Source organism: Pseudomonas sp. ICBG1301 (assembly GCF_016918385.1).
Classification (GTDB): domain Bacteria; phylum Pseudomonadota; class Gammaproteobacteria; order Pseudomonadales; family Pseudomonadaceae; genus Aquipseudomonas; species Aquipseudomonas palleroniana.
The window spans coordinates 155,995-177,152 of record NZ_JAEKGB010000010.1 but is presented as its reverse complement, the minus strand read 5'-3'; the positions used below and the strand labels follow the sequence as shown (position 1 = coordinate 177,152).

Genomic DNA, 21,158 nt, shown 5'->3' with positions numbered 1-21,158 from the left:
CTCAGGTCAGAAAATGCCAGAGCAACAGCGTCCCGATCAAACCTACGACCGACACAATAGTCTGCAGTACCGACCACACCCAGATCGTCTGCTTGAGCTGTAAGCCGAAGTACTCACGCACCATCCAGAACCCGGCGTCGTTGACGTGGCAGAAGAACACCGAGCCTGCGCCAATCGCCAGGGCTACCAATGAGCTCTGCGTCGCCGCCAGCCCGGCCATCATCGGCGCGAGAATACCGGCTGTGGTGGTCGTGGCGACGGTCGCTGAGCCGGTGGCCTGGCGCAAGGCCACGGCGATCAGCCAGGCGAGTAAGAGATAAGGCATGTGTGCGCCTTCGGCGACCTTGCTGATGGTCTGGCTGACACCGGCGTCGAGCAGGGTTTGCTTGAGGCCGCCGCCGGCGCCGATGGTCAGCAGCAGTACGGCGATGGGTGCGAGCGCTTTGCGCAGGGTGTTGCCGACATCGGCGCGGGGCATGCCGGCGGCCCAGCCCAGGCAGATCACGGCGGCGATCACGGCGAGGCCGAGGGCGATCAGTGGTTCACCGAGGAACTTCAAGGTCAGGCCGATGCTGCTTTCTGCCGGCAGCGCGACTTTGGCCAGGGTGCTGCCCAGCATCAGAATCACCGGCAACAGAATGATCAGCAACGACACCCCAAAGCTCGGCTGGCGCGGGGCCTTGGGCGGTGCGCTGAACAGCGCGCCGATATCGGCCGGTTCATCCACGTGCAGGCGTTTGGACAGCCAGTTGCCATAGATCGGGCCGGCCAGCATCACGGCCGGTACCGCCAGGCAGAAGCCCAGCAACATGGTCAGGCCCAGGTCGGCGTGCAACGCGCCCACCGCAATCAGCGGCCCGGGGTGCGGCGGCATCAGGGCGTGCAGGGTGGTCATGCCCGCGAGCGCCGGGATGGCGATTTTAAGCAGAGGCTGGTTCGAACGCTTGGCCATCACGAAGATGATCGGCACCATCATCACCAGGCCCACTTCGAAGAACAATGGCAGGCCGATGACCATCGCCACCAGGGCCATTACCCACGGCAATGACTTGCCCTTGCCCAGCCCGAGCAACGTGGTGGCGATGCGGTCGGCTGCGCCGGATTCGGCCATCAACGCGCCGAGCATCGAGCCCAGCGCAATGATGATGCCGGCCTCACCGAGGATCGCCCCGGCGCCTTTGCTGAAGGCTTTGGCAACTTCTTCCGGCGGTAGCCCGGCGCCGACACCGGCGATAAAGGTGCCGATCAGGATCGACAGGAACGGCGGTAATTTGGTCGCGCTGATCAGCACGATGATGCTGGCGATGGCCAGCAGGACGCAAAACATGAGGCGTGTGTCGTGAACCATCCACGCAGCAGTCGATAACTCCAAGAGGGAACTCCTTATCGAACAGGTTGGCTAATATGTTTCTTTTTGTTTCCTGCTCGAAAAGCATACCCGATAGAGCGGTTCCAGAGCGGTCATGAGCGATTTTGGTGCGGCCAATGTAACGGCGAGCTGGCGAGCGGATGACAAGTTTGCAATGCAGGTCCGAAGATCTGGCCTATAGCTCTATGATCGACGGACACCCTCACAGGAAGACATTTCATGAGTGCAGGACATAGCCACGCCCAAGTACGCGCCGGCCACGAAAGAAAACTCTGGTTTGCCCTGGGGTTGACCGGCAGCTTCATGATCGCCGAGGTGATCGGTGCCTTCATCACCGGCAGCCTGGCACTGTTGTCGGACGCCGCGCACATGATGACCGACGCCTTGGCCCTGGCGATTTCCCTGGTGGCGATCCAGGTCGCCAAGCGTCCCGCCGACCGCAAGCGCACCTTTGGCTACGCCCGTTTCGAAATCCTGGCGGCGGCGTTCAATGCGCTGCTGCTGTTCGCCGTGGCGTTCTACATCCTCTACGAAGCCTATCAACGGTTACAGGCGCCCGCCGAAATCCAGTCCACCGGCATGCTGGTGATCGCGGTGCTGGGGTTGGTCGTCAACCTGATCTCCATGCGCCTGCTCAGCGCCGCCAGCGGCGAGAGCCTGAACGTCAAAGGCGCGTACCTGGAGGTCTGGAGCGACATGCTCGGTTCCATCGGTGTGGTCATCGCGGCGGTGGTGATCATGTTCACGGGGTGGGGCTGGCTAGACTCCGTGGTCGCGGCGGCGATTGGTTTCTGGGTATTGCCACGCACCTGGACCCTGCTCAAGGAAAGCATGAACGTGCTGCTGCAAGGTGTTCCGGAGGGCCTGGATATCGATCAGATCGAGCAGGCCATTGGCAATGTACCCGGGGTCAAGGGCGTGCACGACCTGCATATCTGGGCCCTGACCAGCGGCAAAAATGTGCTGAGCACCCATTTGGTGGCGGACGCGTCGAAGGGCACCGAGCAACAAATCCTTAGCGCGGTCACGGAAATGCTGCATGAACAATTCGATATTTCCCACGCGACCATTCAGGTTGAAGGGGAGGGTTTTCAACATGACGAGCACGACGAGGTTCACGCCTGATCCCGGCTAACGGATTTGTAATGTTCCACCCACCGCTCTGATAAGTAACGAAAGTTACATTGCCCCCGCTGGGAACCTCAGCGACTTCATGGGCGTGGAACTTTCGTTATGGCAATTTCCGTAAGAGCATTTTTAGGCGCGATGACGTTGTGGATGGCCGCAAGTGTCGCCCAGGCGCAAACCCTCACCCTCGACTCAGCCTTGCAAGCCGCATTCGCCAACAACCCTGAACTGGCGGCTGCGCAATGGGAGATCGAGATTGCCCAGGGCGGTCGCCAACAGGCCGGCTTGATCCCCAACCCGGTGGCCTCCTGGGATGCGGAAGACACCCGCCGCAACAGCCGCACCACGACCGTCAAACTCAGCCAGACCGTGGAGCTGGGCGGCAAGCGCGGTGCGCGAATCGACGTGGCGACCCGCGCCCAGGACGCCGCCGCGCTGACCTTGGAGCAGCGCCGCAACGGCCTGCGCGCCGAGGTGATCGACAGCTATTACAGCGCCCTGCGCGCCCAGGAGCGCCTCGACCTCGCGCAGCGCTCGATGGCCTTGGCCGAGCGCGGCCTGGTGGTTGCCAACGGTCGTGTCAACGCCGGTAAATCCTCACCGGTGGAGGCCACTCGCGCCCAGGTACAACTGTCCGAGATTCGCCTGGAATTGAACCGTGCGCAGGTCGGCCTCACCGATGCCTACCGTCGTTTGGCCGCCAGCACCGGCAGCGCCGCGCCGGACTTCCAGGGCGTGGCCACGCAAAGCCGATCCTCACCGCCCTTGCCGTCCTCTGCGCAATTGCTGTCACGCCTGGAGCAAACCACCGAGCTGCGTCTGGCCGAGTTACAGATTCTGCAAAGCGAAGCCAGTGTGGGCCTGGAGAAAGCCCAGCGCATTCCCGACCTCGACGTGTCGGTCGGCAGCCAATACGACGCCAGCGTGCGCGAGCGGGTGAATGTGGTCGGGGTGTCGATGCCGATCCCGCTGTTCAACCGTAACCAGGGCAACGTGCTCGCCGCCAACCGCCGTGCGGACCAGGCTCGCGACCTGCGCAATGCCACCGAGCTGCGGCTGCGCACCGAAACCCGTCAGGCGCTGGACCTGTGGCAAACCGCAAACACCGAGGTGCAAGCGTTCAACCAGCAGATTCTGCCGGCGGCCCAGCGAGCGGTCGACAGTGCCACCCGTGGCTTCGAGATGGGCAAGTTCAACTTCCTCGACGTGCTCGATGCCCAGCGCACCTTGATCGCTGCACGCACCCAATACCTCACGGCGACCGCCCAGGCCACCGACGCCTGGGTGCGTATCGAACGGATCTACGGCGACCTCGCCCGGTTTTGATTTTTTCTGGAGTTTTTTTGATGAACAACAAACATGGCATGGCGCTCGCCGTCGCCCTGAGCCTGATGCTGTCGGGTTTTGCCTGCGCCGATGAAGAGGAAGGCAAACTCGAACTCACTGAGGCGCAGATCCAGGCCGCCGGTATTCAACTGGCGCAGGCACAGCCCCGTGCGCTCAGTACGCTGCTGACATTGCCGGGAGAAGTACGCTTCGACGAAGACCGCACCTCGCACATTGTTCCGCGTGCGGCGGGCGTCGTAGAGGCGGTCAAGGTCAACCTCGGGCAAGCGGTGAAGAAGGGCGAACTGTTGGCGGTGATCGCCAGCCAGCAGATCTCCGATCAACGTAGCGAGTTGGCCGCCAGCGAGCGCCGTGTCGAACTGGCGCGCACCACCTTCCAGCGTGAGCGCCAGCTGTGGAAGGACGAGATCTCCGCAGAGCAGGATTACCTGCTGGCACGCCAGACTTTGCAGGAGGCCGAAATTGCCCTGAACAACGCTCGGCAAAAGATGAACGCCCTGAGCGGCAGCGCGGTCTTGGCGGGCGGTAATCGCTACGAGTTGCGCGCGCCGTTCGCCGGTGTGGTGGTGGAAAAGCACCTTGGCGTCGGCGAAGTGGTCAGCGAAACCAGCAACGCCTTCACGCTCTCGGACCTGTCCCAGGTGTGGGTCACCTTCGGTGTGTTTCCCAAAGACCTGAACAAGGTGCGCGTCGGTAAACCGGTGAAAGTCAGCTCCACCGAAATGGGCACCGATGTGCTCGGCACGGTGGCCTATGTCGGCAACCTGCTCGGCGAGCAGACGCGCACCGCCAGCGTGCGCGTGAGCGTACCCAACCCTGATGACGCCTGGCGTCCGGGCCTGTTTGTGACGGTGCAAGTGGCCACCGACACCTATCAGGCCAAGGTCACCGTGCCGCAAACCGCGATCCAGACCGTCGAGGACAAACCTTCGGTGTTTGTGCGCACCCCGGACGGTTTTATCACTCGCCATCTCGAACTGGGCGTGAGTGAAAACGGCTACGTCGAGGTCCGCAAAGGTCTCGACGCCGGGGCACAGGTGGCAACCGTCGGCAGCTTCATCCTCAAGTCCGAATTGGGCAAAGGCTCGGCCGAACACGCCCATTGATCCTGCGAGTGATTTCCCATGTTTGAGCGCCTTATCCAATTCGCCATCGAGCAGCGCATCATTGTGCTGCTGGCGGTGCTGTTGATGGCCGGTGTCGGCATCGCCAGCTATCAGAAGTTGCCCATCGACGCCGTGCCTGATATCACCAATGTGCAGGTGCAGATCAACTCGGCAGCGGCCGGGTTTTCGCCGTTGGAAACCGAGCAGCGCATCACCTTTCCTATCGAAACGGCCATGGCCGGGCTACCGGGGTTACAGCAGACGCGTTCGTTGTCGCGTTCTGGTTTGTCCCAGGTCACGGTGATTTTCAAGGATGGCACCGACCTGTTCTTTGCCCGCCAATTGGTCAACGAGCGTCTGCAAGTGGCCCGTGAGCAATTACCCGAGGGTATCGAAACGGCCATGGGGCCGATTTCCACTGGCCTTGGTGAAATATTCTTGTGGACCGTCGAGGCCGAGGAGGGCGCACTCAAAGATGACGGTACGCCCTACACGCCGACCGACTTGCGGGTGATCCAGGACTGGATCATCAAGCCGCAACTGCGCAACGTTCCGGGCGTAGCGGAGATCAACACCATCGGTGGTTTCGCCAAGGAATATCAGGTCGCGCCCGACCCCAAGCGCCTGGCGGCCTACAACCTGACCTTGGGCGATCTGGTCACGGCGCTGGAACGCAACAACGCCAACGTCGGTGCCGGTTACATCGAACGCAGCGGTGAGCAGTTGTTGATTCGGGCGCCGGGGCAAGTGGCGTCCATCGACGATATTGCCAACATCGTGATCACCACCTCGGACGGTACGCCGATCCGCGTGCGCAATGTGGCTCAGGTCGAGATCGGCCGCGAACTACGCACCGGCGCAGCCACTGAAAACGGCCGTGAAGTGGTGCTGGGCACGGTGTTCATGTTGATCGGTGAAAACAGCCGTACCGTGTCCCTGGCGGTGGCGAAAAAGCTCGAGGAGATCAACCGTTCGCTGCCCGAGGGGGTGGTGGCCGTTACCGTCTACGACCGCACCAGCCTGGTGGAAAAAGCCATTGCCACGGTAAAGAAGAATCTCTTTGAAGGCGCGCTGCTGGTGGTCGCGGTACTGTTCCTGTTCCTGGGCAATATCCGTGCGGCGCTGATTACGGCCATGGTGATTCCCCTGGCGATGCTCTTCACCTTTACCGGCATGTTCACCAATAAAGTCAGCGCCAACTTGATGAGTCTCGGCGCGCTGGATTTCGGCATTATCGTCGATGGTGCGGTGGTGATCGTGGAGAACGCCATCCGCCGTCTGGCCCACGCGCAGCACCGTCATGGGCGCTTGTTGACCCGCAGCGAGCGCCTGCATGAGGTGTTCGCGGCGGCCAAGGAAGCGCGCCGTGCACTGATCTTCGGGCAACTGATCATCATGGTGGTGTACTTGCCGATCTTCGCCCTGACGGGGGTGGCCGGGAAGATGTTCCACCCCATGGCGTTCACCGTGGTGATCGCCCTGCTTGGCGCGATGATCTTGTCGGTGACCTTTGTGCCGGCGGCGATTGCGCTGTTCGTTACCGGCAAGGTCCAGGAAGACGAAAACCTGGTGATGCGCAGTGCGCGCCGGGCCTATGCCCCGGTGCTGGATTGGGTGATGGCTCGTCGCTCGCTGTTGTTCGGCCTGGCGGTGCTGACCATCATCGCCTCCGGGGCGGTCGCCAGCCGCATGGGCAGCGAGTTTATCCCCAGTCTCAGTGAAGGCGACTTCGCCCAGCAGGCCTTGCGCGTACCCGGCACCAGCCTGACGCAGTCGGTGCAGATGCAGCAGCAACTGGAAAAAACCTTGCTGGCCCAGGTACCGGAAATCGAGCGGGTGTTTGCTCGCACCGGCACTGCGGAAATCGCCTCCGACCCGATGCCGCCGAATATTTCTGACAGCTATGTGATGCTCAAGCCGAAGGAGCAATGGCCCGATCCGAAGAAGTCCCGCGAGGCGCTGATTGCCGATATCCAGCGTGCCAGTGCGATTGTGCCGGGCAGTGCGTATGAACTGTCGCAACCGATCCAGTTGCGATTCAACGAACTGATTTCCGGGGTGCGCAGTGATGTGGCGGTGAAGGTGTTTGGTGACGACATGGCCGTGCTGAACAAGACCGCCGAGGAAATTGCCGAAACATTGAAAAAGCTCACGGGCGCCTCGGAAGTGAAGGTGGAACAGACCTCCGGCCTGCCGGTGCTGACCATCAATATCGACCGCGACAAGGCCGCGCGTTTTGGCCTGAACGTGGGCGATGTGCAGGACACCATTGCCGTCGCGGTGGGTGGGCGGCAGGCCGGGACCTTGTACGAAGGCGATCGTCGTTTCGATATGGTTGTGCGTTTGTCCGATGCGTTGCGCACCGATATCGAGGGGCTTGCGCGACTGCTGATCCCGGTGCCGGCAATGGCCGGCAGCGGAGCGGGGCCATTGGGCTTTATTGCCTTGTCCCAGGTCGCCAGCCTGGACCTGGTGCTCGGCCCGAACCAGATCAGCCGCGAGAACGGCAAGCGCCTGGTGATCGTCAGTGCCAACGTACGGGGGCGGGATATCGGTTCATTCGTCGAAGAGGCCGAAACGGCGATCAGCCGCCAGGTGAAGGTGCCCGCCGGTTACTGGACCACCTGGGGCGGCCAGTTCGAACAATTGAAGGAAGCCTCCGAGCGTTTGCGTATCGTGGTGCCGGTGGCGTTGCTGCTGGTGTTCGGGCTGTTATTCATGATGTTCAACAACCTCAAGGATGGCCTGCTGGTGTTTACCGGGATTCCGTTTGCGCTGACCGGCGGAATCATGGCCCTGTGGTTACGGGATATTCCGTTGTCGATCTCGGCGGGCGTGGGCTTCATCGCATTGTCCGGGGTGGCGGTGCTCAACGGGCTGGTCATGATCGCTTTCATCCGCAACCTGCGGGAGGAGGGGCGTTCATTATCAAAGGCGGTCAACGAGGGGGCTCTGACGCGCTTGCGCCCGGTGCTGATGACTGCGTTGGTGGCCTCTCTCGGGTTTATCCCCATGGCACTCGCCACCGGCACCGGCGCCGAGGTGCAGCGGCCGTTGGCGACGGTGGTGATCGGCGGGATTATTTCATCGACGCTGCTGACCTTGCTGGTGCTGCCGGCGCTGTATCAATGGGCGCACCGCAAGGAAGAATGACCCTTGCACTTCACGTGAATGGGAAGACCAGGCGAAACAGCGTGAAACCACCGGGCAGGCTGCGTACGTCGGCCTGCCCCTGGTGCAAGGTCATGATCGACCGCACGATGGCCAGCCCCAGGCCGGTACCGCCCTCGTTGCGGGCGCGGCTGCTGTCGACACGGTAGAAACGTTCGAACAGGTGCGGCAGGTGCTGGGCTTCGATGCCCGGGCCGGGGTTGCTCACCGATACCGACACCTGGTTGCCATAGGTTTCCACCAGCAACGAAATATGCGAGCCCGCCGGGCTGTGGCGGATGGCATTGGACAGCAGGTTGGACAGCGCACGCTGGATCATCAGGCGGTCCCCGAGTACCTGGGCGTCGCCGCTCAAGGTCAGGGTCAATTGTTTGTCTTCGGCACTCAGCGCAAACAACTCCATGACCCGATGGGCTTCAGCCGCCAAGGGGACCGCCGTAAATGAGGCGCGTGCCGCCGGGTGGCTGACCTGGGCCAGAAACAGCATGTCATTGACGATGCGTCCCAGACGTTCCAGTTCTTCGGTGCTGGATTCCAGTACGGCCTTGTATTCCTCCGGAGGGCGTTGGCGTGACAAGGTCAGTTGGGCCTTGCCCATCAAGTTGGTCAGGGGCGCACGCAGTTCGTGGGCGAGGTCATCGGAGAATTGCGAGAGCTGCTGCACCCCAGCGTCCAGGCGATTGAGCATCACATTGAAGCCTTGAGCCAGTTCGCCCAGTTCCTTGGGCAGGTTATCGATGGACAACCGATGGGTGAGGTCCTGGGTGGTGACTTGGGCTGCCACATGACTGAACTGCTTCAATGGCGCGAGCCCGCGTTGCACCAGCCACCAGGCACCCATGCCGATCAGGATCAACAACATGGGCAGCGCGATGATAGTGGCTCGCAGGTAGGCGCTGAGCAGGGCCTGGTCGTCCATGCGGTCCAGCGACAGCAACACCCGTACGCGTTCGCCGCTGGCCAGGCGCATCAGGCTGGAGGCGCTGAGCACCTGGTTGCCATAACTGTCCGTCCAGTTCAGGTAGCCGAGGGTTTCCCGAGGCTTGAAGTCGGTCAGCAGCGGTTCTTGCGGCTTGGCACCGACGCTCAGCAGTACGCTGTTGTTGGGCGCGGTGCCGACGATGGTCAGGTAGAAGTTGTCGTGGCCCATTACCAGGTCCATCAGCGAATGTGGCCGGGCACGAATGGCATGGGTATCGAGGCCCAGGGCGAGGCTGTGCTGGATCTGTTCCATCTTGCTTTCCAGGCCCTTGCGCGCCAGTTTTTCCAGCTCATGGGTCAGGGCCAGGTAGGCCAGGGTCGCCAGCAGCACGACCAGGCCCGCGCCCATCAGGCTGACGGTCAGGCCCAGGCGCATCGACAGACTGCCGGTTTTCATGGGCGTGCCTCCAACACGTAGCCCACACCGCGGATGGTGTGGATCAGCTTGACCTCGCTCTGGTCATCGACCTTGGCACGCAGGCGGCTGATGGAGACCTCCACCACGTTGGTATCGCAGTCGAAGTTCATGTCCCACACCAGGGAGATGATCTGCGTGCGGGTCAGTACTTCACCGGTCTGGCGCATCAGCACCTGCAGCAGGGCAAACTCCTTGGTGGTCAGGTCAATGCGCCGGTTGCCGCGATAGGCGCGATGGCGGCGAGGGTCCAACTCAAGGTCCGATACGCGAAACACTTCAGGCTGTTGAATATGTTCGCTGCGCCGCAGCAGCGTGCGCACCCGCGCCAGTAACTCGGGAAATTCGAAGGGCTTGACCAGGTAATCATCGGCGCCCATGTCCAGGCCCTTGATCTTGTCCGCCAGTCGGCCACGGGCGGTCAGCATCATCACGCGCTGGGTGCCGTTGCGGCGTAATTGCTCCAACACTTCCCAGCCATCTTTGCCGGGCAGGTTGACGTCGAGAATCACCAGTTCATACGCGTGTTGCCCGGCCAGGTGCAGGCCGTCAACGCCATTGCTGGCGCAGTCCACCACATAGCCGCTTTCGTTCAAGCCTTGCTGCAGGTAGTCGGCGGTTTTTTGTTCGTCCTCAACCACAAGGATACGCATGGGGGGTTACCTATCACGAAGAGAAAAGAAGGCCATTTCCTTATGGACTGTGCGTTGGGGGAGTAGGAAAAGTCTGAACCGTGAAGTAGCTTCAGGGTCAACTGCGACCATCGGCCGCACAAAACCGGGCTCAAAAAAAACGCCCCAGGCGGGGCGTTAAAAATCCATCTCTTTCCAAAGGAGCTACACAAAAGCTTCAGAGATGAATGTGCTCGGTGAATAAGTTGAGGCCAGTATAGGAAGATCAACTTAACGAGAAGGTGAGGCCAATATTACAGTTTTGATAACTGGGAATTTGTGAACAGATGTTGGTCAACGGCGAACGAATGTAATCACTTACAGCGCTACCAGTGGATATTCGGCAATCAAGCGAACTTCCTCCAGGTCCGACTCAAATGCACTGGAGCGCACGGTGGCCTGGCGCAGGCGCAATGACAAGTCTTTCAAGGTGCCACTTTGCACCACATATTTGGCCTCGATATCCCGCTCCCAGCGACGCTGGTCGGTCAGCGGGTTACCCGCTGCATCGCGGCGCATGTAGACGGCGTTGGCGTTGCTGTAGTCGGCACCCGTGCCTTTACCGTAGCGGGTCATGAACGACAGGCCGGGGATGCCGAACGGCTGCATGTCCAAGTCATAGCGCAGCATCCAGGAGCGTTCCTTGGGCGCGTTGAAGTCGCTGTACTGGATCGAGTTATTGAGGAAGATCGAGTCTGATTGGCGCAGATAATCAAAGTCGTCATCGCCGTTGTTGCGCTGGTGCGAGACGGCTACGCTGTGGGCGCCGATCTTGACCCCGAGCCTGGCACTCCAGATGTTGTTATCGAACTCACCCAGGCGTTTTTTGCCTTCGTCCACCGCTTTGTAATAGTTGAAGTCGCCGAACAATGAGACGTCATCGTTCAGCGGGTAACTGGCGGCGCTGCCGAAATAATATTGATCCCAGGCGTCCTTCAAGCGGCTGCTGTACAGGCTCACACTCAAGTGTTTGTTGAGCTGGTAATCACCGCCGAAGTAGCCGATCCAGGGCGAGTCCACCTTGCCTGCATAGAAGGTCGCGAAACCGTTGTTCATGCCGCTTTCGTTGGGTTGGCTCATGCCGCTCAAGCGCCCGCCTTGCAGGCTCAAACCCTCGATGGAGGTGTTTTGCGCGGTCACGCCACGAAAGCTTTGCGGCAGTAAACGCGAGTCGCCGTACGCCACCACGGGGGTGAGCGGGAACACATCACCGGCCTTGATCACGGTGTCGAGCACGCGCAATTTCACCGCGCCGCCAACTTTGCTGTAGCTGTTTTCAGGGTGGTTGTCGCTGTCCACCGGCAGCACGCCGAACGAGCCCTTGCCGCCGCTGCGGCCGCTGCCCGAGTCGAGTTGCAGGCCGTACATGGCGAACGCATCCAGGCCGAACCCCACCGTGCCTTGGGTAAAACCGGATTCGAATTTGCCGATCAACCCCTGCGCCCAGGCCGCGGAATAACCGTTGCCGGTGGGGCTGGATTGGCCCTTGCGATCATCTCGGTTGAAGTAAAAATTGCGCGCTAGCACGTTGACACTGCTGCCTTCGATAAACCCTTCGGGCTTGTCCTCAGCAGCCACGGCGGTCAGGGGCAATGCGGCGATCAACGAAAAGGGAAGGGTGTAGTGGCGGATATTCATGGTTCGCTCCTGGGGCTTGGCAGTTATCGGCTTCTTATGGGGGCGGGCGTTCTTATTGATCTGGCCCAGGCTGATAGTTGCAAACCTCAGATAACGGGAAAGTGGCTCGAACATTACAATTCTGGAAAGTCATGGCCACCTAACAAATAAGTAATGTTGTCGTGAACATGGCGTCAGGGTTGGCTGGTTAATCTCGGCACTGAACTTTCAGACGAGGAACCGGTAATGAACTTTTATAAAATTGGCCTGGGTGTATTAACGGCTATCCTGTCTTTTGGCGCATTGGCCGAAGGCGGCGGGGATCGTACGTTCGCTCTGATGATGGAGCGCAATGAAAAGGCTATGGCCGATTACGCGGCCAGGGTCGGCAAGCCGGCACCCGAGGTACAGGCGTATCGCTACGGCATGAAGCTGGACATCGCCAACGTGGTCAACGTGACGCCGCCCATCCGCTCGTGCAACCCGGTGCCGTCACGCATGACCTATGAGGACTCCACGGGCAAGCTCAATACCCTGGAGTATCAAGTGATGGGGGTGTGCCGGAACAATGGCGGCTGACCGGCCAGGAATATAGTTGGATCTGAGGTGAAACCCTCTTCAGAAAACGCCGGCCGCGCCGATGCAGAAAATACCCTGTCATCATTTGATCATTGGTGCCCCATGTTCACGACCCGTTTGAAGCAGGAGCTGTCGGCTCTTCGCGAAGAGTTGTCCAGCTTGCAACAGGTTAAAGAGAGCCTGGAAAGCGAAATGATCGCGATCACCCTGGACCCGCAAGGGCGCATCGCGTCGGTCAACGCCCTCTTTCTTCAGGAGATGGCTTATCAAGGCACGCAACTGTCGGGGCGCTTGATTGATGAGTTGTTTCCGGCACATGTGCGCGACAACGAATTCCAGCAGCGTTTCAAGAACGCACTGGTACGCGGTGAACACTATGCCGGCACCGTGCGCCTGATGCGCGGCAATGGCAAGGAAGCGTGGCTGCGCTCGATCGTGCAGCCGGTGCGCAGCTCGGACGGGCGCATCAAATATTTCTCGATCGTCTCCAGCGACCTGACCCGGACCATCGAGGCCTCGCGTGAGCATGAAAACCTGATCACGGCGCTGGTGCGCTCCACTGCGGTCATCGAGTTTGACCTCGACGGTCATGTGCTGACCGCCAACGACCGTTTTCTCAATGGCATGGGCTACAGCCTGGCTCAGATTCAGGGCAAGCATCACCGCATATTCTGCGAGCCGGAGGAATACAACAGCGCCGAATACCAGCATTTCTGGACGCGCTTGAAGGCCGGAGAATTCATCGCGGCGCGCTTCAAGCGTGTCGACAGCCAGGGTCGTCTGGTGTGGCTGGAAGCGACCTACAACCCGGTGCTGGATGCCAATGATCGAGTGTACAAAGTGGTCAAGTTCGCCACGGTGATCACCGACCAGGTCAACCGGGAGCAGGCCGTGGCCGAGGCCGCCAACATTGCCTACAGCACCTCGCAGCAAACCGACAGCAGCGCTCAGCGCGGCACCACTGTCGTGACGCAGGCGGTGGGGGTGATGCGTGACCTGGCCAAGCACATGCAGCAGGCCGGCGAAGGCATTGAAGCGCTGAACGAGCAGTCCCAGGTGATCGGCAGCATCGTCAAGACCATCAGCGGTATTGCCGAGCAGACCAACCTGCTGGCGCTCAATGCGGCCATCGAGGCGGCCCGTGCCGGTGAGCAAGGCCGTGGTTTTGCGGTGGTGGCGGATGAAGTTCGTCAGCTGGCATCACGTACCAGCAAAGCCACTGAGGAGATTGTCGGTGTGGTGCGTCAGAACCAGGATATGGCCCGCGATGCGGTCGCCCTGATGACCGATGGCCGCGTGCAAGCCGAACAGGGGCTGGCGCTGGCGTCCGAGGCGGGTACGGTGATTGTGGAAATTCAGGACGGCGCGCAGAAGGTGGTCAGCGCGGTCGGGCAGTTCGCCAATCAGCTGTCGAGCTGAGCATAGGGCTCAGGTATCGTAGGTTCTTTCTTGCATGAAGAGCCGACCTTCCATGAGCCCTACCCATCGTCGCCCCGTTCCTCTGTCCAAAGCTTATCGTTTGCTTAACCACGGGCCGACCGTACTGGTGAGCGCAGCCTTTGGGGGCAAGCGCAATATCATGGCTGCAGCCTGGGCCATGCCCTTGGATTTCGAACCGCCGAAAGTCGCGGTGGTCCTGGACAAATCCACCTGGACCCGCCAATTGCTCGAAAGCGCCGGCACCTTCGTGCTCCAGGTGCCCTGTGTGGCCCAGGCTGACCTGGTGCAGACGGTCGGTAATACGACCGGCGCTGAAACCGACAAGTTTGCCGCTTACGGCCTGCAAACTTTTAGCGGGGAGCACACCGAAGCGCCGCTGCTGGAAGGCTGCGTGGCCTGGTTGGAATGCCGCTTGTTACCCGAACCCCACAACCAGCAGACCTACGATCTGTTTCTGGGCGAAGTGGTTGCCGCCTACGCCGATGTGCGCGTGTTCAGCGAGGGGCATTGGCATTTTGAAGGGCATGATGAGCTACGCACCTTGCACCACATTGCCGGCGGGAATTTCCTGAGCATCGGCGCACCGGTTGTCGGGCGTCAACTTTTGCCCTGAATCCACCCTCTGTAGGAGCGAGCAAGCTCGCTCCCACACATAGGGCGAGCCAGTTTTTTCAGCGCCCGAGCATCTTCACCCAGCGCGACGGCGGCATGCCGTAGGTGCTGCGAAATTGCCGGGTCATATGGCTCTGGTCGGTGAAGCCGGCGGTCAGTGCCGCGTCTACCAACGATTGCCCCTGGGCCAGCAAGCTGCGTACCAGGTCCAGCCGCCGCATGGTCAGGTAGCGATAAGGGCTGGTGCCGAACAACAAGCGAAAATCCCGCGACAAGGCCCAGCGATCACGCCCGCAGTGGTCGGCCATTTCATCCAGGGTAATGCTGCGGCCCAGCGCGCTGTGGATAAATTCCCGAGCGCGCTCGGCGGCGACGTAGTCGAACGACTTGCGGCTGACAATCACCCCCGAGGCGGCGTTCAGTGCCTGGGCCAGGTCGTACAGTGCGTCCTGCTCCTGCATCGGGTCGATCGGGCAATCGAGGCTTTGCAGCAACACTTCGCTGGCGCGAAATAACCGTGGGTCTGTCGATAGGCCCTTGTGGATAAACGGTAAAGGCCGGCCTCCGAGAATCTGCTGGATCAACGCCGGTTCCACATAAATCATGCGGTACTTGAAGCCTTCCACGCTGCTGGCGCGGCCGTCATGGGTTTCATCCGGGTGAATCACCATGGTCGTGCCGGGCAGGCTGTGGGTCATGCAGCCCCGGTAGTGATAGCTCTGTACGCCAAACAAAGTGCGCCCGATCGCATAGGTGTCATGGCGATGGGGGTCGAATGCAAAGCCCGCAAAGTACGCCTCGATACGGTCCAGGCCGCTGGCGTGCGGGGCGCGGTGCAGCCAGTCGAGGGTGGAGGTGGGTTGGCCCATGGTGACTTGTCACAAATAGAGGTGGAAACACGTTAACCCAGTCTGTGCAGGTTGTGGGGCGTGGTCTTGAACGATTGTGCAGGTTTTTTTGGGAAGGATGAGCGGTTTTAATTGTGTATCGGTAAATTATTATTGTTTTACGATAATAAATTCGCTATTTTGCCTCGACATTAATTCAACGAGGTTGTTTATGAACACTCAACGTCTTGCCCTGCTTAGCCAACGAATGTCAGTGATCACATTGCTGCTGATTGTCGGCATGCTGGTCCTGAACGCGGCTGTGTGGTTGTTTCCAACCTTGAGCTCCTCTACTGGTGGGCGAGGCTTCAGTTTTGCGCTGAGCGATCGCCTGATCCAGGGGCGCATGGACCAGGTAGCCCTGTTCCCGCTATGGCAAACCCTGGGCGCCATTGTGCTGTCGAGTATTCCGCTGATGGCCTTGGCGAGTGGCTTGAATCATCTGCGCAAGCTGTTCCAGCGCTATTCGCGGGGTGAGTACTTTTCCAGCACGGCCGCTTCGCACTTGGGCAAGGTTGGGAAAGCCGTCGCGATCTGGGTCTTGCTGGACTTCCTATGCGAACCATTGCTGAGCGCCTGGATAACAATGACCTTGCCGGTCGGCGAGCGATTGATCACCCTGAGCGTGACGGCGCCCAGCGTTGTGGCACTGTTTCTGGCCGGTTGTATCGCAGTGATTGCGCGTATTCTGTGGCAGGCCAGTGAAGTCGATTCCGAAAACCGCACCTTTGTCTGAGATTGAAATGCCCATTGTGATTGAGCTGGACGTCATGCTTGCCCGGCGCAAGGTCAAATCCAAGGACCTGGCGGCCGCCATCGGAATTACCGAACAGAACCTGTCGTTGCTCAAACAAGGCAAGGTCAAGGGTATACGGCTGGGGACGCTGGATGCCATCTGCACCTATCTGCAGTGCCAGCCCGGTGATCTGTTGGTGCATATGCCGGAACCTCCGGTCGAGCGGTAGCGGCTAACTATTTTTCGAACAGGGATCGGCTTATGCTGCTTTCACACGGATTGGCGATTTTTTCGAGCAGGGGTCAGTTTATGGAGCTTTCACACTGGGTCTATACCGCGCCATTGCTCTCGTTAGCGTTGCTCTGGATAGTTGCCGTCGTCACCCCGGGGCCGAATTTTTTCAACATCGCCCAGTTAGCCGCCAATGCCTCGCGCCGCCATGGTGTGGCGGCCTCGGCAGGTGTCGCCTCGGGTACGGTGCTGTGGGGAGTGGCCGGTGGCCTGGGCATCAAGTCGTTGTTTACGGCGGCGCCCATGTTGTACCTGGCGTTCAAGATTATCGGTGGCTGCTACCTGATTTACCTGGGGCTCAGGCTGTTCAAACGTTCGGTACCGGTCGCGGGCCGGAACCCGCTGGCGGATGGGCAGCGACGCTCGCTGTTGTCGGCTTGGCGGCTGGGTTTGCTCGGTAATTTGTCCAACCCGAAGTCCGCCCTGTTTGTCGCGACGATCTTCGCCTCGACCATGCCTCCTTCGCCCTCGCCGTTGCTGCTGACGCTGGCTGTGATCGTCATGGCCAGCCTGTCGTTCAGTTGGTATTGCGCCGTTGCACTGGTGTTTTCCAGTGAGCGCATGGCCAACCTCTACAGTCGTTCGCGCAAGTGGCTCGACCGTTTTGCCGGTGGTTGCTACGTACTGTTCGGTGCACATCTGGTGGCGAATCGCTGACCGCCCGTGTTAAGAAGCCTTACTTTCAACTGTGAGGCCGGGTCATGAGCAAGGTGCGGGTGGGTATTATTTTTGGTGGCCGTTCGGCCGAGCACGAAGTCTCTTTGCAATCGGCGCGCAATATCGTCGACGCCTTGGACCGTACGCGCTTCGAGCCCGTCCTGATCGGCATCGACAAGGCCGGCCACTGGCACCTCAACGACACGTCGAACTTCCTGATCAACCAGGAGAACCCGGCGCTGATCGCCCTCAACCAGTCCAACCGCGAACTGGCGGTGGTGCCAGGCAAGGGCAGCCGGCAAGTCGTGGAAACCTCCGGGCAGGGTATGCTGGAACACATCGACGTAATCTTCCCCATCGTCCACGGCACCCTGGGTGAAGATGGCTGCCTGCAAGGTTTGCTGCGCATGGCCGATATGCCTTTCGTTGGCTCCGATGTGCTCGGCTCGGCGGTGTGCATGGACAAGGACATCAGCAAGCGCCTGCTACGCGATGCCGGTATTGGCGTTACCCCGTTCATCACCCTGACCCGTGGCAATGCGGCGCGCACATCCTTTGAAACGGCCGTCAACAAACTGGGCTTGCCGATGTTCGTCAAACCCGCGAACCAGGGGTCTTCGGTGGGTGTGAGCAAGGTTGCCAGCGAAGCCGAGTACCACGCAGCCGTCGAGCTGGCTTTGGGTTTTGATGAAAAAGTGCTGGTGGAATCCGCCGTTCAAGGCCGAGAAATCGAATGCGCCGTATTGGGCAACGACAATCCCATCGCCAGCGGTTGTGGCGAGATCGTGGTGAGCAACGGCTTCTATTCCTACGACAGCAAATACATCGACGAGCAGGCCGCCCAAGTGGTGGTGCCGGCCGCTATCAGCCATGACGCCAGTGAGCGTATCCGCCAGTTGGCCATCGAGGCATTCGGGGTGCTGGGCTGCTCCGGGCTGGCCCGGGTCGATGTGTTCCTCACCGACGACGGCGAAGTGCTGATCAACGAAATCAACTCACTGCCCGGCTTCACCCGCATCAGCATGTACCCCAAGCTGTGGCAGGCGGCGGGGATGAGCTACAGCGAGCTGGTGAGCCGCTTGATCGAGCTGGCACTGGAGCGCCATGCCGGGCGCAAGGGGCTCAAGATCAGTCGGTAGTCATCGACCGACAGCTCAGTAGCGTCATCAGGCGTTACTGAGTACTTCCCGGAAAACGTCTGGCCGTATGGCTGCTATGTGCAGCAGTGAGCGTGCGGCCCCGGAAGGAGAGCGACGCCCTTGTTCCCACTCTTGAAGTGTTCTTACCGAAACCCCTAAAAGCTCGGCAAACTTGGGTTGTGACAATCCGGTTTTACTCCTGGCTTCTGCGGCTTGAGTGATCTCAACCTGATGCACAGCGCCGTAATGTCCCGCTTTAACATCCTGTATGGCGGCCAGTAACTCTTCGCCAATATTACGTTTGGCGTCACGTTCCTTCAGTTGCTTCTCAGTGAGGGGCATGGTTCATGTCCTTTGCGATTTTGTGCAGGATATGCGCTGGAATATTCTCGGTATCCTTTGTAGGTTCTCTCTCACCGGTCTCGGCGAGCAATCCACGAATAGATCAACGTCTTCGGTTCCTGCGGGTGATGAGTTCTTCGGCGGTAGCTGGCGAAGGTGGGCGATGTGCAATAAGTGCACACCTCACTGACTTCAATCTGCTCACGTTTGAGTCCCGCCGCTTGCAGAAGCATCACCCCATACCCGCTCAAATCGAACCAGGCACTTCCCGCTTGCCTGGCATACGGCGGTGCAATCTCGGGTGGCAGCAATGGGGTCGGTTGCGCAAAGCTCCATGGCGTCAGACCGTCCCGCCACAAGTGGCCTTGATCGATCTGGAACTGCCCGATAAACCCCTCGCTCACTTCATAACAGCACGGCTTGATCGACGGTCCGATGGCCACTCGCAATTGGTCCACGGGAATGCCCTGGGCGGCAAAGCGTTGCACCGCGTTGGCGATGATCCCGCCTTGCAGTCCCTTCCAGCCGCCATGCACGGCGGCAACCATTGCGCCGTTTTCCGAGGCGATAAGCACCGGCAGGCAGTCGGCTGTAATCACCGCAATCGTCTGATGCTCGCGGGTGAACACGCCGTCCGCCTCAAGGGTGTTGGCCACCTGATCGGCCTGCCATTCAATCACCGAGGCGCTGTGCACCTGCTTGCAGATGAACACGGTTTCTGGCCGTAGCGGATCATTGATCGAGCAAAAGCCATGGTCGACGCCGGGGACGGCGCCGAGATTGTCTGCCTGCTGCACAGGATGTCTCCGCTGAAAAAATTAGTCGCCGACCGCTTCGCCTTCACGCCGAGGGTCGGCGCCGCCGCTCAGCGACACCTTGCCCTGGGCATCCCGCGTGCGCACGATGGCCTGGATGCCGCTGGTCATCTCAATCTCGCTCAACGTATGGCCTTTGTCCTGCAATGCCTGTTTCAACCCTGGGCTGAACAGGCCAGCCTCCAGTTCGGTCGCACCGTTGCGGCTGCCGAAGTTCGGCAGGCTGATGGCGGCTTGCGGGTCGAGGTTCCAGTCGAGCATAGCCACCAAGGATTTGCTCACATACTCGATGATCTGTGAGCCGCCCGGCGAGCCTACCGTGGCCAGCAATTCACCGCTCTTGCGGTCGAACACCAGGGTCGGTGCCATGGCCGAACGTGGGCGTTTTCCCGGCTCGACGCGGTTGGCCACCGGCTGGCCGTTTTCTTCGGGGATGAACGAAAAATCGGTCATCTGGTTGTTCAGCAGAAAGCCTTGGACCATCAGGTGCGAGCCGAACGCCGCTTCCACCGTGGTGGTCATCGATACGGCGCCGCCCTGGTCGTCCACGGCCACCACTTGTGAGGTGGAGATACGCAGCGGCGAACGGTCCGGCGCGTACGCCACCTGGATGCCCGCAGGTCGGCCCGGTTTGGCGATGCCCATGCTGCGCTCGCCGATCAGCGTGGCGCGTTGGGCCAGGTAGTCCGGTGCGACGAGGCCCGCGACGGGGACGGGGGTGAAGTCTGAATCGGCCACATACAGTGCGCGGTCGGCGAAGGCCAGGCGACCGGCCTCAGCGATCAGGTGCACGGCTTCGGGGCTGGGCTCAAGACCGGCGGGCGAGGCACTTTTCACGGGTGTCATCGGCGCGATGGCCAGGCGCGGGTCGCGGGCCTCCACGGCCTGCAACGTGCCGAGGATTTGCGCAACGGCAATCCCGCCCGAGGAGGGGGGCGGCATGCCGCACACGCGGTAATGTTTGTAGTCGGTGCAAAGCGGTGTGCGCTCCTTGGCGACATAGCCCTTGAGGTCGGCCTGCGACAGGCTGCCCGCATTGCGATTGCCCTGGACCTTGCGTGCGATCTCGTCGGCGATCGGGCCGTGGTACAGCGCGTCGGGTCCTTCCTTGGCAATGCGCTTGAATACACTCGCCAGTGCCGGGTTTTTCAACAGCGTGCCGGTGGCTTTAGGCGTGCCATCGGCGTTCAGAAAGTAGGCCGCCATGTCAGGCGACTGCGCGATGTAGCGGTCGGCGGCAATCAGCGCGTGCAAGCGGGGGGATATCGCGAAGCCCTGCTCCGACAAACGAATGGCGGGCTCGAACAACTTGGCCCATTGCAGGTGGCCGGTTTGCTTGTGGGCCATTTCCAGAGCACGCAAGACGCCCGGCGTGCCGACCGAACGCCCGCCGATCTGCGCCTCGGGAAACGCCATGGGAGTGCCGTCGGCCTTCAAGAACAAGCGCTCGGTTGCACCGGCCGGCGCCGTTTCGCGACCGTCGTACGCGTGTACGGTTTGCCCATCCCAGAGCATGATGAAAGCACCGCCGCCGATGCCGGACGACTGCGGTTCCACCAGGGTCAGCACCGCCTGCATGGCGATCGCCGCATCAATGGCCGAGCCTCCTTGGCGCAACATCTCACGCCCGGCTTCGGCCGCCAACGGGTTGGCGGCGGCGGCCATATGGCGCTCGGCGTGTTGCGTCACAAGATCGCTGCGGTAACCCGAACCCAGCTCCGGTGCTGGAGGTTGTTCAGTGACGGGGGTGTGACAGCCGGCCAGGGCGAAGGCTGCGGCAACCATTGACAGTTGACGGCGGGAAATCGAAAGCACGCGCTGAACTCCGTTCATTGTGAGAATGATCTGTTGTCCT

The 21,158-nt window shown here is 60.7% G+C and carries 19 protein-coding genes; 11 read left to right on the top strand and 8 right to left on the bottom strand.

Annotated features, from left to right (window positions below; all coding sequences use genetic code 11):
- Nucleotide 1: 1 nt before the first annotated feature.
- Complete coding sequence (locus tag JBE38_RS22860) at nt 2-1,372, bottom strand: GntT/GntP/DsdX family permease (RefSeq protein ID WP_060754769.1); 1,371 nt, start codon at nt 1,370-1,372, stop codon at nt 2-4.
- 216 nt (nt 1,373-1,588) lie between these two features.
- Between JBE38_RS22860 and JBE38_RS22855 the strand changes: the two genes are divergently transcribed.
- From JBE38_RS22855 to JBE38_RS22840, 4 genes are all read left to right on the top strand, one after another.
- Nucleotides 1,589-2,494 (top strand): cation diffusion facilitator family transporter, encoded by a 906-nt coding sequence (locus JBE38_RS22855; protein WP_205345178.1) that lies wholly within the window; start codon nt 1,589-1,591, stop codon nt 2,492-2,494.
- 108 nt (nt 2,495-2,602) lie between these two features.
- On the top strand, nt 2,603-3,823 hold the full coding sequence (locus JBE38_RS22850) for a TolC family protein (protein ID WP_205345177.1): 1,221 nt from the start codon (nt 2,603-2,605) through the stop codon (nt 3,821-3,823).
- A gap of 20 nt (nt 3,824-3,843) precedes the next feature.
- Nucleotides 3,844-4,950, top strand: a complete 1,107-nt coding sequence (locus JBE38_RS22845) for an efflux RND transporter periplasmic adaptor subunit (RefSeq protein ID WP_205345176.1) — start codon at nt 3,844-3,846, stop codon at nt 4,948-4,950.
- Nucleotides 4,951-4,968: 18 nt separating this feature from the next.
- Nucleotides 4,969-8,103 (top strand): CusA/CzcA family heavy metal efflux RND transporter, encoded by a 3,135-nt coding sequence (locus JBE38_RS22840; protein ID WP_205345175.1) that lies wholly within the window; start codon nt 4,969-4,971, stop codon nt 8,101-8,103.
- Between the two features lie 10 nt (nt 8,104-8,113).
- Here the strand turns inward: JBE38_RS22840 and JBE38_RS22835 are convergent, their stop codons facing one another.
- The 3 genes from JBE38_RS22835 to JBE38_RS22825 form a co-directional block, all read right to left on the bottom strand.
- Nucleotides 8,114-9,499 (bottom strand): heavy metal sensor histidine kinase, encoded by a 1,386-nt coding sequence (locus JBE38_RS22835; protein WP_205345174.1) that lies wholly within the window; start codon nt 9,497-9,499, stop codon nt 8,114-8,116.
- Nucleotides 9,496-10,170, bottom strand: coding sequence for a heavy metal response regulator transcription factor (locus tag JBE38_RS22830; RefSeq protein WP_090366961.1), 675 nt, complete (start codon nt 10,168-10,170; stop codon nt 9,496-9,498). The genes JBE38_RS22835 and JBE38_RS22830 overlap by 4 nt, the downstream gene beginning before the upstream one ends.
- Nucleotides 10,171-10,506: 336 nt before the next feature.
- Nucleotides 10,507-11,826 (bottom strand): OprD family porin, encoded by a 1,320-nt coding sequence (locus tag JBE38_RS22825; protein WP_205345173.1) that lies wholly within the window; start codon nt 11,824-11,826, stop codon nt 10,507-10,509.
- 225 nt (nt 11,827-12,051) lie between these two features.
- Here JBE38_RS22825 and JBE38_RS22820 point away from each other — a divergent pair, with 225 nt between their 5' ends.
- The 3 genes from JBE38_RS22820 to JBE38_RS22810 all read left to right on the top strand — a co-directional run bounded on the left by JBE38_RS22820 (nt 12,052) and on the right by JBE38_RS22810 (nt 14,437).
- Nucleotides 12,052-12,384: a DUF2790 domain-containing protein gene (locus JBE38_RS22820; protein ID WP_060754777.1), complete on the top strand. Its 333-nt coding sequence runs from the start codon at nt 12,052-12,054 to the stop codon at nt 12,382-12,384.
- A gap of 102 nt (nt 12,385-12,486) precedes the next feature.
- Complete coding sequence (locus tag JBE38_RS22815; RefSeq protein WP_090366959.1) at nt 12,487-13,803, top strand: methyl-accepting chemotaxis protein; 1,317 nt, start codon at nt 12,487-12,489, stop codon at nt 13,801-13,803.
- 52 nt (nt 13,804-13,855) lie between these two features.
- Nucleotides 13,856-14,437 carry a flavin reductase family protein gene (locus tag JBE38_RS22810; RefSeq protein ID WP_090366958.1) on the top strand — a complete coding sequence of 194 codons (582 nt, stop codon included), beginning with the start codon at nt 13,856-13,858 and terminating at the stop codon, nt 14,435-14,437.
- A gap of 58 nt (nt 14,438-14,495) precedes the next feature.
- Here JBE38_RS22810 and JBE38_RS22805 read toward each other — a convergent pair whose 3' ends face one another.
- Nucleotides 14,496-15,305: an AraC family transcriptional regulator gene (locus JBE38_RS22805; protein WP_060754780.1), complete on the bottom strand. Its 810-nt coding sequence runs from the start codon at nt 15,303-15,305 to the stop codon at nt 14,496-14,498.
- A gap of 190 nt (nt 15,306-15,495) precedes the next feature.
- Here JBE38_RS22805 and JBE38_RS22800 point away from each other — a divergent pair, with 190 nt between their 5' ends.
- The 4 genes from JBE38_RS22800 to ddlA all read left to right on the top strand — a co-directional run bounded on the left by JBE38_RS22800 (nt 15,496) and on the right by ddlA (nt 18,146).
- A complete protein-coding gene (locus JBE38_RS22800; RefSeq protein ID WP_090366957.1) occupies nt 15,496-16,059 on the top strand; it encodes a DUF2975 domain-containing protein in 564 nt (187 codons plus the stop codon).
- A 7-nt stretch (nt 16,060-16,066) separates the two neighbouring features.
- Nucleotides 16,067-16,288, top strand: a complete 222-nt coding sequence (locus tag JBE38_RS22795) for a helix-turn-helix domain-containing protein (RefSeq protein ID WP_060754782.1) — start codon at nt 16,067-16,069, stop codon at nt 16,286-16,288.
- Between the two features lie 80 nt (nt 16,289-16,368).
- The gene (locus tag JBE38_RS22790) at nt 16,369-17,007 is read left to right on the top strand and encodes a LysE family translocator (protein WP_205345172.1); all 639 of its coding nucleotides are present in this window, start codon (nt 16,369-16,371) and stop codon (nt 17,005-17,007) included.
- A gap of 44 nt (nt 17,008-17,051) precedes the next feature.
- A complete protein-coding gene (gene ddlA, locus JBE38_RS22785; RefSeq protein WP_161548335.1) occupies nt 17,052-18,146 on the top strand; it encodes a D-alanine--D-alanine ligase in 1,095 nt (364 codons plus the stop codon).
- Between the two features lie 27 nt (nt 18,147-18,173).
- On the opposite strand, the gene JBE38_RS22780 is transcribed toward ddlA, so the two are convergent.
- The 3 genes from JBE38_RS22780 to ggt all read right to left on the bottom strand — a co-directional run bounded on the left by JBE38_RS22780 (nt 18,174) and on the right by ggt (nt 21,136).
- Nucleotides 18,174-18,488, bottom strand: coding sequence for a helix-turn-helix domain-containing protein (locus tag JBE38_RS22780; protein WP_090366954.1), 315 nt, complete (start codon nt 18,486-18,488; stop codon nt 18,174-18,176).
- Nucleotides 18,489-18,559: 71 nt separating this feature from the next.
- The gene (gene pgeF / locus JBE38_RS22775) at nt 18,560-19,285 is read right to left on the bottom strand and encodes a peptidoglycan editing factor PgeF (protein WP_205345171.1); all 726 of its coding nucleotides are present in this window, start codon (nt 19,283-19,285) and stop codon (nt 18,560-18,562) included.
- A 21-nt stretch (nt 19,286-19,306) separates the two neighbouring features.
- Nucleotides 19,307-21,136: a gamma-glutamyltransferase gene (gene ggt / locus JBE38_RS22770; RefSeq protein WP_205345170.1), complete on the bottom strand. Its 1,830-nt coding sequence runs from the start codon at nt 21,134-21,136 to the stop codon at nt 19,307-19,309.
- Nucleotides 21,137-21,158: the final 22 nt, after the last annotated feature.

Bases quoted from the DNA above. Each gene is read 5' to 3' on its own strand.
- JBE38_RS22855 (WP_205345178.1), top strand. From the start codon at position 1,589: ATGAGTGCAGGACATAGCCACGCCCAAGTACGCGCCGGCCACGAAAGA.
- JBE38_RS22850 (WP_205345177.1), top strand. From the start codon at position 2,603: ATGGCAATTTCCGTAAGAGCATTTTTAGGCGCGATGACGTTGTGGATG.
- JBE38_RS22845 (WP_205345176.1), top strand. From the start codon at position 3,844: ATGAACAACAAACATGGCATGGCGCTCGCCGTCGCCCTGAGCCTGATG.
- JBE38_RS22840 (WP_205345175.1), top strand. From the start codon at position 4,969: ATGTTTGAGCGCCTTATCCAATTCGCCATCGAGCAGCGCATCATTGTG.
- JBE38_RS22835 (WP_205345174.1), bottom strand. From the start codon at position 9,499: ATGAAAACCGGCAGTCTGTCGATGCGCCTGGGCCTGACCGTCAGCCTG.
- JBE38_RS22830 (WP_090366961.1), bottom strand. From the start codon at position 10,170: ATGCGTATCCTTGTGGTTGAGGACGAACAAAAAACCGCCGACTACCTG.
- JBE38_RS22825 (WP_205345173.1), bottom strand. From the start codon at position 11,826: ATGAATATCCGCCACTACACCCTTCCCTTTTCGTTGATCGCCGCATTG.
- JBE38_RS22820 (WP_060754777.1), top strand. From the start codon at position 12,052: ATGAACTTTTATAAAATTGGCCTGGGTGTATTAACGGCTATCCTGTCT.
- JBE38_RS22815 (WP_090366959.1), top strand. From the start codon at position 12,487: ATGTTCACGACCCGTTTGAAGCAGGAGCTGTCGGCTCTTCGCGAAGAG.
- JBE38_RS22810 (WP_090366958.1), top strand. From the start codon at position 13,856: ATGAGCCCTACCCATCGTCGCCCCGTTCCTCTGTCCAAAGCTTATCGT.
- JBE38_RS22805 (WP_060754780.1), bottom strand. From the start codon at position 15,305: ATGGGCCAACCCACCTCCACCCTCGACTGGCTGCACCGCGCCCCGCAC.
- JBE38_RS22800 (WP_090366957.1), top strand. From the start codon at position 15,496: ATGAACACTCAACGTCTTGCCCTGCTTAGCCAACGAATGTCAGTGATC.
- JBE38_RS22795 (WP_060754782.1), top strand. From the start codon at position 16,067: ATGCCCATTGTGATTGAGCTGGACGTCATGCTTGCCCGGCGCAAGGTC.
- JBE38_RS22790 (WP_205345172.1), top strand. From the start codon at position 16,369: ATGGAGCTTTCACACTGGGTCTATACCGCGCCATTGCTCTCGTTAGCG.
- ddlA (WP_161548335.1), top strand. From the start codon at position 17,052: ATGAGCAAGGTGCGGGTGGGTATTATTTTTGGTGGCCGTTCGGCCGAG.
- JBE38_RS22780 (WP_090366954.1), bottom strand. From the start codon at position 18,488: ATGCCCCTCACTGAGAAGCAACTGAAGGAACGTGACGCCAAACGTAAT.
- ggt (WP_205345170.1), bottom strand. From the start codon at position 21,136: ATGAACGGAGTTCAGCGCGTGCTTTCGATTTCCCGCCGTCAACTGTCA.